A 12306-nucleotide genomic window follows, 5' to 3' on the forward strand; every position below is an offset into this window, starting at 1 on the left:
GAGCGGAGGAAGGCTACTAACCCCCGCCCGGATAGTTCGGCGATTCGCGCGTGATGGTCACGTCGTGGACGTGGCTTTCGCGAAGGCCAGCGCCGGTGATGCGGACGAACTGTGCTTTCGCATGCAGATCGTTGAGGTCGCGCGCGCCGACATAGCCCATCGCGGCGCGCAAGCCACCGGCGAGCTGGTGCATGACGTTGCCAACCGGGCCCTTGTAGGGCACCTGGCCCTCGATGCCTTCGGGCACGAGCTTCAACGTGTCCTTGATGTCCTGCTGGAAGTAGCGGTCGGCCGAGCCGCGCGCCATCGCGCCCACCGAGCCCATGCCGCGATAGGCCTTGTAGGAGCGGCCCTGCCACAAAAACACCTCGCCGGGCGTTTCGTCGGTGCCGGCCAGCAGCGAGCCAACCATGGCGATGTCGGCACCGGCCGCGAGTGCCTTGGCCAAATCACCGGAGAATTTGATGCCGCCGTCGGCGATGACGGGGATGTCGGCCTTCTTCGCGGCTTCCACCGCATCCATGATCGCGGTGAGCTGCGGCACGCCGACGCCTGCGACGATGCGCGTCGTGCAGATCGAGCCCGGGCCGATGCCGACCTTGATGCAGTCCGCGCCCGCGTCGATCAGCGCCTGCGCGCCGTCTTCGGTGGCAACGTTGCCGGCGACGACCTGCACCGAGTTGGACAAGCGCTTGATGCGGTTGACGGCGTGAAGCACGTGGCGGGAATGACCATGCGCGGTGTCGACCACGACGAGATCGACGCCGGCATCGATCAAGCGCTCGGTGCGCTCGAAGCCGGTGTCGCCGACGGTGGTCGCCGCGGCAACCCGCAGGCGCCCATGCGCATCCTTGCAGGCGAGCGGATGGGCGACCGCCTTCTCCATGTCCTTCACGGTGATCAGGCCGACGCAGCGATACTGGTCGTCGACGACGAGCAGTTTCTCGATGCGGTGCTTGTGCAGCATCCGCCTCGCCTCGTCCTGGCTGACGTGCTCGCGCACCGTGACGAGGTTTTCGTGCGTCATCAGCTCGGAGACTTTTTGCCGGCGATCGGTGGCAAAGCGCACATCGCGGTTGGTGAGGATGCCGACCAGCTTGCCCGGCGTGGTCTTGCCTGCGCCGGTAACGACGGGAATGCCGGAGATGCCGTGATCGCTCATCAGCTTCAGCGCATCGTCGAGCGTGGCCTCGGGGCTGATGGTCAGCGGATTCACCACCATGCCCGACTCGTATCGCTTGACCTGCCGCACCTGGGCGGCCTGCCCTTCGGGGTCGAAATTGCGATGGATGACGCCGAGGCCGCCGGCCTGCGCCATGGCGATCGCCATCCGCGCCTCGGTGACGGTGTCCATGGCCGAGGCCATGATCGGAATGTTGAGCGGAATGGCGCGGGTGACGCGGGAGCGGATGTCGACTTCGCCCGGCATGACGTCCGACAGGCCAGGCTTCAACAGCACGTCGTCGAACGTAAAGGCTTCGCGGATGCCTTGAAGTTGCACCGTGGCCATATGCCAACTCCTTCCTGCGGCCCTGCCGCAAATGCTTATGGATGAGCGCCGCCCTCGGCGTACCTTGCGGCATCGCCGTCGAATCGGAGCCCATCGGTGGGGTTGACGCCGGTCGATAGCACGGCCGGATGACGAATCAAAGCAATTCGGACCGATTGCCAGCCATGCACAGGCTTTTTTGCCTCAAATCAGCGTGGATAGCCCGGCGGCGCGCCGTGCTGACGGATCGCCTCCACCACCTCCCGATGCCGCCGGTCCTCCCTCTTCATGTGCACCGCGATGATGGCATGGGCCGACGGCACCAGCAGCAGGATGTGGAAGACCAGGCCGAAAATCACGCAGACGACGCACAGGACGAGGTTGAAGATCGCCGAAAACGGCTGGCCGTTCAGGAGCAGCCCGATCGGCGGCAGCAGCGCGGCAAGGATGTAGATCATCACGGGATCTCCGGCGCCCGGTGCAACCGCGAGGGGTCACACCGTTGTTACGCAGGATTTAGGTGCTATGCGTGGTTCCGCAATGGTCCCGGCCCGGCGGCGGTGATAAGCCGCAAGCTCACCCTTTCCTTCTGATTTCCATTACCAATCTGTCATGTCGGTCGACAAGCAACGCGTGATTCCGCTGATCGTGGCCACCGCACTGTTCATGGAGAACATGGACTCGACGGTGATCGCCACCTCGCTGCCGGCGATCGCCGCCGACATCGGCACCAGCCCCCTGACACTGAAGCTCGCGATCACCTCCTACCTGCTCTCGCTCGCGGTGTTCATCCCGGCGAGCGGCTGGACTGCCGACCGGTTCGGCGCGCGTATGGTGTTTGCAATCGCGGTCGGCGTGTTCATGGTGGGCTCGGTCGGCTGCGCGCTCTCGACCTCGGTCACCGACTTCGTGTTCGCGCGCATCCTCCAGGGCATGGGCGGCGCGATGATGACGCCTGTGGGGCGGCTCGTGCTGCTGCGCTCGGTCGACAAGAGCGCGCTGGTCAACGCCATGGCCTGGGTGACGGTCCCTGCCCTCATAGGTCCGGTGATCGGCCCGCCGCTCGGCGGCTTCATCACGACCTACGCATCCTGGCACTGGATCTTCCTGATCAACATCCCGATCGGACTGCTCGGCATCTTCATGGCCTTGCGCTTCATCGATCCCATCAAGAGCGAGACGCAGGAGAAGTTCGATCTCTACGGCATGGTGCTCGCAGGGCTCGGGCTTGCCGGCATCGCATTCGGATTGTCGGTCGCCGGCCTCAATTTGTTGCCGTGGAGCACGGTCGCGGCGCTGGTCGTGGGCGGATCAATCTCGATGACGCTCTACGTGCTCCATGCCCGGCGGACGGGATCGCCCGTGCTCGACTTCTCGCTGCTGAAGCTGCCGACGTTGCGCGCCGCCGTCATCGGCGGCTTCATGTTCCGGCTCGGGATCGGCGCGCTGCCCTTCCTGCTCCCGCTTCTGATGCAGATCGGCTTCGGGCTGACGCCGTTCCATTCGGGACTCGTGACCTTCGCCTCCTCGCTCGGCGCCATGGGCATGAAGACGCTGGCCGCGCGGATCATCCGCACCTTCGGCTTCCGCAACCTGATGACGGTGAACGCGATCATCAGCGCGTTCTTCCTCGGCGTCTGCGCGCTGTTCACGGTGACGACCCCGCTGCTCATCATCATGGTCATCCTGGTGGTCGGTGGTTTCTTCCGCTCGCTGGAGTTCACCGCGATCAACACGGTCGCCTATGCCGAGGTCGAGAACCCTCAGATGAGCCGCGCCACCACGCTCGTCAGCGTCAACCAGCAGCTCGCGGTCTCCGCCGGTGTCGCGGTCGGCGCCGCCTCGGTGGAAACGACGATGTGGCTGCGCCACGTCAGCGAGCTCGACGCCACCGTGTTCGCACCCGCCTTCGTCGTCGTCGCGCTGACCTCGGCAGCCTCGAGCTATTTCTTCTGGCAGATGCCCGGCGACGCCGGCCACGAGATCTCCGGCCGCAAGGCGGTGGAGATTTCCAGCCGCAAAGGCGCGGAAAAGAGCGCGGCGAGCGCCGCCGTCAAGGTGGCGACCGAGGATACGCAGGACATGCGGGATCAGCGGCTGGGGTGACCGCCGAGCGCGCGGGATCAAGACCCGAGAAGATGCGGGTTGACGACGCCGCTATCGAGGATAGCGTAACACCCAGCCTGGCTTTCATGAAGGCCATCGACGGTGAAGGCTGGCGTATTGGGCTTCCACAAATATTGGGGAGAGCCGGAATGCCCGGTGGCGATTTGCGACACCACTGAGGCAACATCGAATACGCGAACATTAACGTTCGCTCGCAACAGGGCGTTCAGCGCTTCCAGATTCGAATTTCCCGTCCCGTTGGCTTGATCGAAAGTCGTCCATTGTCCGCTGACCGCCGACGCGGCGCAGGGAAGCGTCAACGTGGCAATCGACGACAGAGTTTTCGTGCTTGTTGTGGTCGGCGCGGTCCAGAAGTTCCAGATGGCCTGCTTGGTACCGAACACGTCCGAGGGCGTCCTCCCGCGGTCTGCAGAAATGATGTCAGCGCCACCGAGATCCTCAATGAGGTTCGTCGTATACGACTTGGCCACATGACTATACGCGTTGTAGGCATCTTGAACGCCGGTCAGATTGCCCATGAAATCATCCGCCCGCTGACCGGGGATGCCGAAGTTGATATAGGCGAATTCATTGCCAATGCTGCGCTCGACCTCCCCCTTGTTGTTCGACAGACCGTTGTAGGTGTCGCCGAGCCCGACAACCCGGCTATCGCCCCAGAGCGTGAATGATGGCTTTTGCGTCGGGCCCAGGATCGCGAGCGGCCGCGTGCTGATCCAGGGAATATATGCGCCCGCGGGATCTTGCTGGTCCCAATAGTTGAACAGACAGGTCTGCGTTTGATTGCCGCTGTCGCGTTGATACACGGGTTTGTCGATGATGGCCGCGGGCGGATTGAAGATGTAGTTGGTTTCGCCCAATCCGTTGCTGATCGTTCGATTGCTGAACGGGCCCGGCTGACCATTGACGTCGAGCGCAGCCAGATTGCTCGTGAGATCGTGAAACAACAACCCCGGCAACGTGCTGCTTGGCGCCGGCGCCTCCGCCGATTGCCACAGCCGCACCCAGAACATCGCATTGTCGGGAATCGGTGTCGGCAGCACCAGCTCGTCCGACACGCTCCAGAGCCCATTGGGCGTCGCCACGAATGTGCCGTCCGAGGTAGCGGGAGTCGATTCCGTCCACCGTACGGTGTTGAGGCTGTTGATGGGATATTCGACCCGCGCAGCCCAGGTCCGGGGAGCGCCAGTCCCGGCAAAGACCGCGAAGTTTGGCACCACAATTCGAATCCTCGAGAGAGGGGCACCCGATCGGTTGAAATGAGCCGATCTGTGCGCGGAGGATTGCAAGGTGTTGTTGTAGCTGTAGAGCGTCGTCGGGACCTGGCAGCTGGTCGCAACCTGACCAATCCCGGTCAGGTAAGTCGGATCGGCGTAGCAGGCGACGCTACTGCTCGTTGAGGCGAGGCTCACTGACGGAATGGTCACCGCACCTGCCTTCAAAAGATCACGTCGCGAAACGGGCATTCTCAACCGCCTTTGCTTGCTCATGGGACGCCGCTCCGAAGGAGAGCGGTGGGCGATATGTAACGTTAGATTGTTATGTTATGATATCAATCAAGTTACACCGAAGTCGCGCGAGTCGGCGGAGGTTGCAAAAAGTAGGGCGAAACCCCGAATAACTTCCGATCGGGCAACGATGTTGCCGTCGCGACTTAACATACCGAACGTGAGCTGCATTAAACTGTCGCATTTCGCGTGATAGAGATGCCGCTCAAACGACGGGGATGCTGCGCGTGAACAGGCTGTCCAGGGACATCATCAAGTCGACCTTCCTGAAGGTGCATCAGGTGGCGCTGAGCGGTGGCGTTGTGGTGCTGCCGAACCACTACTACACGCCGATTGCCGACGTCCGCGAGCTGACGCGGACCAAGGACAAATGGGCGAAGCGCTCGCCGATGACCGGAATAGACACCGACATCGCCCGGCAGGTCGCGCGCCTGCAGGAGATCGTCAAACCGTTCGAGCCCGAATACCGCGGCAACGCCACCTACAAAGAGGGTGCGTCCCGGGGCTTCGGACCGGGCTTCGGCTATGTCGAGGCGCAGGCCCTGCATGGCGTGCTGCGCTGGCTCAAGCCCAAGCGCGTGATCGAGGTCGGGTCAGGCGTGTCGACGCATTGCGCCACGAAGGCGCTGGCGCTGAATGCGTCGGAGGGGCACCCCGGCAAGCATACCTGCATCGAGCCCTATCCCAGCGACTATCTGAAGAGCTCGCCCGGGATCGAGCTCGTGATCAGCAAGGTGGAGGAGCTTGACCCCGCCGCGTTCGACCAGCTCGGCGACGGCGATTTCCTGTTCATCGACACCTCGCACGCGGTGCGGCCTGTGGGCGACGTCGCCCACCTCTATCTGGAGGTGCTTCCCCGCATCAAGCCGGGCTGCGTGATCCACATCCACGACATCTATTTCCCCTATTCGTTCCAGCGCGATCTTCTGGACGGATTGTTTCAGGGCGCCGAGACGACCGTGCTCCAGGCCTTGCTGACCAACAATGACCGGCTGGAGATCCTGTTCTGCCTCAGCATGCTTCACTACGATGCGCAGGACGTGATGAAGGACGTCTTTCCGGAATATTCGCCGATCCCCGACGTCAACGGGCTGAACGTGCCCAACACGACCGGTCACTTCCCGTCGTCGATCTATCTGCGCGTGCGCGGATAAGTGCTGCCGCAAGGGCGACGACGTCTTGCGGCGACTCGCCTGCGCAGGCCACCCGTGAAGGGACTCCCGACGGCTACTCTCCGCCATCCGCGCCGCGAAATCCCGTCGCCAGCACGTAGCGCTCGGAGGAATCCTGCCGACTCGCAGCAGGCTTGACATGGCGCACCGTGGCGAAGTCGCGCTTGAGCTGGGCGAGCAGCTCGGCGTCGGCACCGCTCTGGAACGTCTTCGCCAGGAACGTGCCGCCGGGTTTGAGCACATCGCAGGCAAAGGCGGCTGCGGTCTCGACCAGACCGACGATGCGGAGCTGGTCGGTCTTGCGATGACCGGTGGTGTTGGCGGCCATGTCTGACATCACGACGTCGGCACCGCCCCCCAGCATCGCGGTGAGCTTGTCCGGCGCGTCATTGTCCATGAAGTCGAGCTGCGCGAAGTCGACGCCGGGGATTTCCGGCATCTCCAAGAGATCGATCGCGACCACCTTGCCCTTGCCGTCCACGGAGCCGACGCGCTTGGCGGCGATCTGGCTCCAGCCGCCGGGCGCGGCACCGAGATCGACCACGGCCATGCCGGGCTTCAGCAGACGAAACTTGTCGTCCATCTCGAGCAGCTTGAATGCCGCGCGGGAGCGATAACCTTGCGCCTTCGCCTTGGCGACGTAGGGATCGTTGAGCTGCCGCTCCAGCCAGAGCTTTGACGACAATTTGCGCTTGCCGCCGGTCTTGACCTGAACGTGCAAGCGGCCGGTGGTGTCCTTGGCCATCTCTCACCAGCTCCTGAGCGCACCGTCCTCGCGCATCATCTCGACCAGCATGCCTTCGCGCAGGCCGCGGTCGGCGACACGCAGGCGCGGCAGCGGAAAGGCACGGCGGATGGCGTCGAGAATGGCGCAGCCCGCGAGCACGAGATCGGCGCGCTCGATGCTGATGCAATTGTTGCCGGCGCGCTCCTCATAGCTCATGCCGAGCAGCTTGCTGATGGTCGCGGTGATGTCGGCATCGTTCATCCAGATGCTGTCGATGCGGCGGCGATCGTAGCGCGGCAGGTTGAGATGGATGCCGGCGAGCGTCGTCACGGTGCCGGAGGTGCCGAGCAGATGCATGTCGGCAAGATCACGGCCATGCTCTTCCGCGAACGGCGCGACATGGTTCGCGACCTCCTGCTCCATCGCAGCATAGATGTCGGGCGTCACGTCGCGGCCGCCGAACTGCTCGGCCAGCGTCACCACGCCGAGCGGAATCGACATCCAGGCTTTGATGCGCGGCTGCGGGTTTTCGTCGGCCGGGTCGCGCTCGATCCGCACCAGCTCGGTCGAGCCGCCGCCGATATCGAACAGGATCGCGCCGCGCCCCCTGGGGTCGACCAGCGGCGAGCAGCCGAGCACGGCCAGCGCCGCCTCGGTCTCTCGGTCGATCACCTCGAGCTGGATGCCGGTTTCGGCCGCGACGCGGCTGCGAAATCCTTCCGCGTTCGAGGCCGCCCGGCACGCTTCGGTGGCGATCAGCCGAAGCCGCCTCGCCTTGCGCAGGTTGATCTTGTCGCGGCAAATGCTGAGCGCCGCGATGGCGCGCTCGATCGCCGCCTCGCTGATGCAGCCGGTCGCCGAGACGCCCTCGCCGAGCCGGATGATGCGCGAGAAGGAATCGACCACGCGAAAGCCGTCGTCGGTCGGACAGGCGATCAGGAGCCTGCAATTGTTGGTGCCGAGGTCAAGCGCCGCATAGACGCCGGTTCCCGGCACCGGCGCGGGGACGGCCGAGCCGGCGGCAAGCGCCACCGTCGCCATCGTCCCCTCCAGGCCCCCGTGCGGCGCATGGCCGTTCCGGAGCCGCGTGTGGTCATTCATACAAACGTCTTTCCGCGACCCGCTGGGCCAATCTGGAATTGCTTTTTCGCCTGAAACTTTAGCAGCGCGCGAAGCCTGCGCAACAACGCATCACATAGGACCATGCCTATTCGTGCGTTGTCGTGAACGGGGCCGTGGGTTATCTGAACGGGGTCGGTCCTTCAAGCGCCCGCGAAACCCGCGCAAATGCCGGCTTTTCAGGACATTTCCATGCAAGAACACACCAAATCGTCCTCGCTCGAAAACGCTATTGCACTGCAAAAATACGGCGTCGGACAGCCGGTCAGGCGCAAGGAGGACGACACGCTGGTGCGCGGCAAGGGCCGCTACACCGACGATTTCAACCTGCCCGGCCAGGCCTATGCCGTGATCGTCCGCTCGACCCATGCCCATGGCGTGATCCGCGGCATCGGCACCGACGCCGCCAGGGCGATGCCCGGAGTGCTGGGGGTGTGGACAGGAACGGACCTCGACGACGCCGGCTACGGCCCCTTCACCTGCGGCCTGCCGCTGAAGAGCCGTGACGGTTCGCCCCTGCTCCAGACCAACCGCCAGCCGCTCGCGACCGACAAGGTCCGCTTCGTCGGCGACCCCGTCGCCTTCGTCGTGGCGGAGACGCTGGCGCAGGCGCGCGACGCCGCCGAGGCGGTCGAGGTCGACGTCGAGCCGCTGCCGGCGGTGACCGATCCCGAGGAAGCCGCCAAGTCCGATGCACCGCAGCTCTACGACCACATCCCGAATAACGTCGCGCTCGACTACCACTATGGCGACGTGGAGAAGGTCAACGCCGCCTTTGCCGGCGCCGCCCATGTGACCAGGCTCGACATCGAGAACACCCGGGTCGCCGTGGTCTCGATGGAGCCGCGTGTGGGGCTTGCCTCCTACGACAAGAAGACCGAGCGCTACACCATCCAGGTGCCGACGCAGGGCGTCGCGGGCAACCGCGCCAACCTCGCCAAGAACCTGAAGGTGCCGAACGAGAAGGTGCGCATCCTCACCGCCAATGTCGGCGGCTCCTTCGGCATGAAGAACATCAACTATCCCGAATACATGTGCATCCTGTACGCGGCAAAGGCGCTGGGACGTCCGGTGAAGTGGCTCGACGAGCGTTCGACCAGCTTCCTCTCCGACAGCCACGGCCGCGCGCAGAAGATCCACGCCGAACTCGCGCTCGATGCCGAGGGCCATTTCCTCGCGGCAAAACTCTCGGGCTACGGCAATCTCGGCGCCTACATCACCGGCGTCGCACCCGGCCCGCTCTCGCTCAACACCGGCAAGAACTTCTCCAGCGTCTATCGCACGCCGCTGATGGCGGTCGACATCAAGACCGTGCTCACCAACACCACGCTGATGGGCGCCTATCGCGGCGCCGGCCGGCCCGAGGCGAACTACTACATGGAGCGCCTGATCGACCGCGCCGCCGACGAGATGGGCATCAACCGGCTGACGCTGCGCAAGCGCAACTTCATCAAGCCGAACCAGATGCCGTTCCCGGCCTCCTCCGGCGTCACCTATGACAGCGGCGACTTCCAGTCGGTGTTCAACAAGGCGCTCGAGATCTCCGACCACGAGAACTTCGCCAAGCGCAAGAAGGAGAGCAGGAAAGCCGGTAAGCTGCGCGGCATCGCGGTCGGCTCCTATCTCGAGGTCACCGCGCCGCCGAGCGTCGAGCTCGGCAAGATCGTGTTCGATCCCGACGGTACGGTGCAGCTCATCACCGGCACGCTCGACTACGGCCAGGGCCACGCCACGCCGTTTGCGCAGGTGCTGTGCGCGCAGCTCGGCATCCCCTTCGAGAGCGTCAAGCTGGTGCAGGGCGACAGCGACATCGTCCACACCGGCAATGGCACCGGCGGTTCGCGCTCGATCACGGCGAGCGGCATGGCGATCGTTGGGGCCTCCAAGCTCGTCATCGAGAAGGGCAAGCGCGCCGCCGCGCACATGCTGGAGGCTTCCGAAGCCGACATCGAATTCGCCGACGGCAGCTTCACCATCGCCGGCACCGATCGCAGCATCGACATCATGGAGCTCGCCAGGCGCCTGCATGACGGCAAGGTGCCGGAGGGCGTGCCTGACTCGCTCGACGTCGATCACACCAGCGACGTTGTGCCGTCGGCCTTCCCGAACGGCTGCCACGTCGCCGAGGTCGAGATCGATCCTGATACCGGAGTGGTGCAGATCGTGCGCTACAGCGCGGTGAACGATTTCGGCACGGTGATCAACCCGATGCTGGTCGCCGGCCAGCTCCATGGCGGCGTCGTCCAGGGCATCGGCCAGGCGCTGATGGAGCAGATCCGCTACGACGAGAGCGGTCAGCCGATCACGGGCTCGCTGATGGACTACGCGCTGCCGCGCGCCGAGGACGTGCCGAACATGACGATCGGCGATCACCCGGTGCCCGCCACCACCAACCCGCTCGGCAGCAAGGGCTGCGGCGAAGCCGGCTGCGCCGGCAGCATGTCGACCGTGGTGAACGCGGTGGTCGATGCGCTCTCGGAGTACGGCATCAAGCACATCGACATGCCGCTGACGCCCGAGCGCGTCTGGCGCGCGATCCAGGATGCGAAGGGGGCGGCGTAAGAGACGCGCTTCCGCCTCCGCAATCATCAGTGTCATCGCCCGCCTTGTGCGCAATTGCGCACTGGAGCGGGCGATCCAGTATTCCAGAGGCAGCGCGTGGATACGGAGAAGCCGCGGCGTACTGGGCCTGGTCAAGCCGGGGCATGACACCGTGTTTGAAGTGGCAGGCTTGCCCTCTTCCCGCTTTACGCCGCCGCCTGCTCGCGCGGCTGGTAGATCGCGGTGTGCTGGCAATGCGCCAGCGGCGTCGTGCCGTTGGCGACGACCAGCGCGTCGAGCTCGACGAAGCGGTGGCCCTTCTTCTCGTAGTTCGCGCTGACCTTCGCCCGCGCGGTGATCTCGTCTCCGGAGCGCACCGCCGACAAGAGCTGCATGCGGCTGCCGACATGGATCCACGGCCCCAGAATCGTGTTGTCGACCAGCACGCGGTTCATGACGCGCTGGATCAGCCCGGGATGGCCGAGCCCCTCGCGCGCGAAGATCGGATCCGCTTCCCGGATGTCGGCGAGATAGTCAGTGGCGTCCTGCCCGGCCCAGCGGCGCGGCACCGTCCCGAGCCATTTGCCGGTCTCAAAAGTCGAAAGGGCAACCGGCTTGCGCTCGGCTACAGCCGGGACCGCGACATAGTCGTCCAAGATAGCCATGGGCGCGGCCGCCGGGAGCGAAGCGGTCCCCGTCGCGCAGAGCTCAGTGCGGCTGAACACCTCGATCGTGAGTAGCTCATTGTGCTCGGTGGCATCGACATCGGCGGCCTCACCGTCATAGACCGGCTTGATGAAGCGTGCCTCGACCAGCCCCCTCGAAAGGAATTCGCGGCCCCAGCGGGCGATCGGCACGTGCATCATGTAGGCGAAGACGTCCACGCCGGGCACGAGCCCGCCGGAGAAGCCGAAGCGGCGCGCCACCGTGTCGTCGTGCATCTTGTTCTCGGATTGCTTGGCCGTGTTGTAGGCCTGCACGCGATAGGTTTCGAGCCGGTTCGGCATGGGTGCGCTTTCCCTAGGTTCTTGCCCTGAATTCTTGTTGTTTCGGCATGATCGTAGGGCCTGAGGAACCGGGGTCAATCCCCTCGCCTTTGCGGCCCGAATGGGGTACCACGCGGCCGATGACGAACCCTCCCGGCACCACCCGCATCTATGTCGACGCCGACGCCTGTCCGGTGAAGGACGAGATCTATCGCGTCGCGCTCCGGCACGGCGTGCCGGTGAGCGTGGTCGCCGGCAATTTCATCCGCGTGCCGCAGGATCCGTCGATCGAGCGCGTCGCGGCAGGCGCCGGCATGGACGCCGCCGACGACTGGATCGCGGAGCGCGCGGGCCCCGGCGATGTCGTCGTAACCGCCGACATTCCGCTGGCCAGCCGCTGCGTGAAGGCGGGCGCCGACGTCATCGCGCCGAACGGCAAGCCGTTCACGGAAGAATCGATCGGCATGACCCTCGCGGTCCGCAACCTGATGACGGACCTGCGCTCGGCAGGCGAAGTCACCGGTGGCCCACGATCGTTCGCGCCGCGCGACCGATCCGCCTTTCTCTCGGCGCTCGACCAGACGCTGCGCCGGATCCAGCGCCGCCGCGCCGACCAGGCCATAGCGAGTCAGGGCTGACC

10 protein-coding genes are annotated in these 12306 nt (G+C 64.9%); 4 read left to right on the top strand and 6 right to left on the bottom strand.

Annotated elements, in window-relative coordinates; all coding sequences use genetic code 11:
- Positions 1 to 16: 16 nt before the first annotated feature.
- Complete coding sequence (guaB, locus tag K289_RS0110860; protein ID WP_027551536.1) at positions 17 to 1510, bottom strand: IMP dehydrogenase; 1494 nt, start codon at positions 1508 to 1510, stop codon at positions 17 to 19.
- Between the two features lie 188 nt (positions 1511 to 1698).
- Complete coding sequence (locus K289_RS0110865) at positions 1699 to 1947, bottom strand: hypothetical protein (protein ID WP_027551537.1); 249 nt, start codon at positions 1945 to 1947, stop codon at positions 1699 to 1701.
- Positions 1948 to 2101: 154 nt separating this feature from the next.
- Here K289_RS0110865 and K289_RS0110870 point away from each other — a divergent pair, with 154 nt between their 5' ends.
- Positions 2102 to 3595, top strand: a complete 1494-nt coding sequence (locus K289_RS0110870) for an MFS transporter (RefSeq protein WP_027551538.1) — start codon at positions 2102 to 2104, stop codon at positions 3593 to 3595.
- Positions 3596 to 3612: 17 nt separating this feature from the next.
- On the opposite strand, the gene K289_RS0110875 is transcribed toward K289_RS0110870, so the two are convergent.
- Complete coding sequence (locus K289_RS0110875) at positions 3613 to 5103, bottom strand: hypothetical protein (protein ID WP_156917908.1); 1491 nt, start codon at positions 5101 to 5103, stop codon at positions 3613 to 3615.
- Between the two features lie 245 nt (positions 5104 to 5348).
- On the opposite strand from K289_RS0110875, the gene K289_RS44195 reads away from it, so the two are divergent.
- Positions 5349 to 6275 (top strand): class I SAM-dependent methyltransferase, encoded by a 927-nt coding sequence (locus K289_RS44195; protein WP_198024684.1) that lies wholly within the window; start codon positions 5349 to 5351, stop codon positions 6273 to 6275.
- Between the two features lie 73 nt (positions 6276 to 6348).
- Here the strand turns inward: K289_RS44195 and K289_RS0110885 are convergent, their stop codons facing one another.
- Both K289_RS0110885 and K289_RS0110890 read right to left on the bottom strand, forming a co-directional pair.
- Positions 6349 to 7038 carry an RlmE family RNA methyltransferase gene (locus K289_RS0110885; RefSeq protein ID WP_027551540.1) on the bottom strand — a complete coding sequence of 230 codons (690 nt, stop codon included), beginning with the start codon at positions 7036 to 7038 and terminating at the stop codon, positions 6349 to 6351.
- Positions 7039 to 7041: 3 nt separating this feature from the next.
- On the bottom strand, positions 7042 to 8121 hold the full coding sequence (locus tag K289_RS0110890; protein WP_027551541.1) for a Ppx/GppA phosphatase family protein: 1080 nt from the start codon (positions 8119 to 8121) through the stop codon (positions 7042 to 7044).
- 210 nt (positions 8122 to 8331) lie between these two features.
- Between K289_RS0110890 and K289_RS0110895 the strand changes: the two genes are divergently transcribed.
- Positions 8332 to 10701, top strand: a complete 2370-nt coding sequence (locus K289_RS0110895; protein WP_027551542.1) for a xanthine dehydrogenase family protein molybdopterin-binding subunit — start codon at positions 8332 to 8334, stop codon at positions 10699 to 10701.
- 185 nt (positions 10702 to 10886) lie between these two features.
- On the opposite strand, the gene K289_RS0110900 is transcribed toward K289_RS0110895, so the two are convergent.
- A complete protein-coding gene (locus tag K289_RS0110900) occupies positions 10887 to 11687 on the bottom strand; it encodes a hypothetical protein (RefSeq protein WP_027551543.1) in 801 nt (266 codons plus the stop codon).
- 119 nt (positions 11688 to 11806) lie between these two features.
- Here K289_RS0110900 and K289_RS0110905 point away from each other — a divergent pair, with 119 nt between their 5' ends.
- Positions 11807 to 12304, top strand: a complete 498-nt coding sequence (locus tag K289_RS0110905; protein WP_027551544.1) for a YaiI/YqxD family protein — start codon at positions 11807 to 11809, stop codon at positions 12302 to 12304.
- Positions 12305 to 12306 lie beyond the last annotated feature (2 nt).

The sequence above is a fragment of the Bradyrhizobium sp. Cp5.3 genome (assembly GCF_000426265.1).
GTDB classification, from domain to species: Bacteria; Pseudomonadota; Alphaproteobacteria; order Rhizobiales; family Xanthobacteraceae; genus Bradyrhizobium; species Bradyrhizobium neotropicale.

Excerpts from the sequence above, each read along its gene's own strand:
- guaB (WP_027551536.1), bottom strand. The coding sequence starts at position 1,510 with ATGGCCACGGTGCAACTTCAAGGCATCCGCGAAGCCTTTACGTTCGAC.
- K289_RS0110865 (WP_027551537.1), bottom strand. The coding sequence starts at position 1,947 with ATGATCTACATCCTTGCCGCGCTGCTGCCGCCGATCGGGCTGCTCCTG.
- K289_RS0110870 (WP_027551538.1), top strand. The coding sequence starts at position 2,102 with ATGTCGGTCGACAAGCAACGCGTGATTCCGCTGATCGTGGCCACCGCA.
- K289_RS0110875 (WP_156917908.1), bottom strand. The coding sequence starts at position 5,103 with ATGAGCAAGCAAAGGCGGTTGAGAATGCCCGTTTCGCGACGTGATCTT.
- K289_RS0110885 (WP_027551540.1), bottom strand. The coding sequence starts at position 7,038 with ATGGCCAAGGACACCACCGGCCGCTTGCACGTTCAGGTCAAGACCGGC.
- K289_RS0110890 (WP_027551541.1), bottom strand. The coding sequence starts at position 8,121 with ATGAATGACCACACGCGGCTCCGGAACGGCCATGCGCCGCACGGGGGC.
- K289_RS0110895 (WP_027551542.1), top strand. The coding sequence starts at position 8,332 with ATGCAAGAACACACCAAATCGTCCTCGCTCGAAAACGCTATTGCACTG.
- K289_RS0110900 (WP_027551543.1), bottom strand. The coding sequence starts at position 11,687 with ATGCCGAACCGGCTCGAAACCTATCGCGTGCAGGCCTACAACACGGCC.
- K289_RS0110905 (WP_027551544.1), top strand. The coding sequence starts at position 11,807 with ATGACGAACCCTCCCGGCACCACCCGCATCTATGTCGACGCCGACGCC.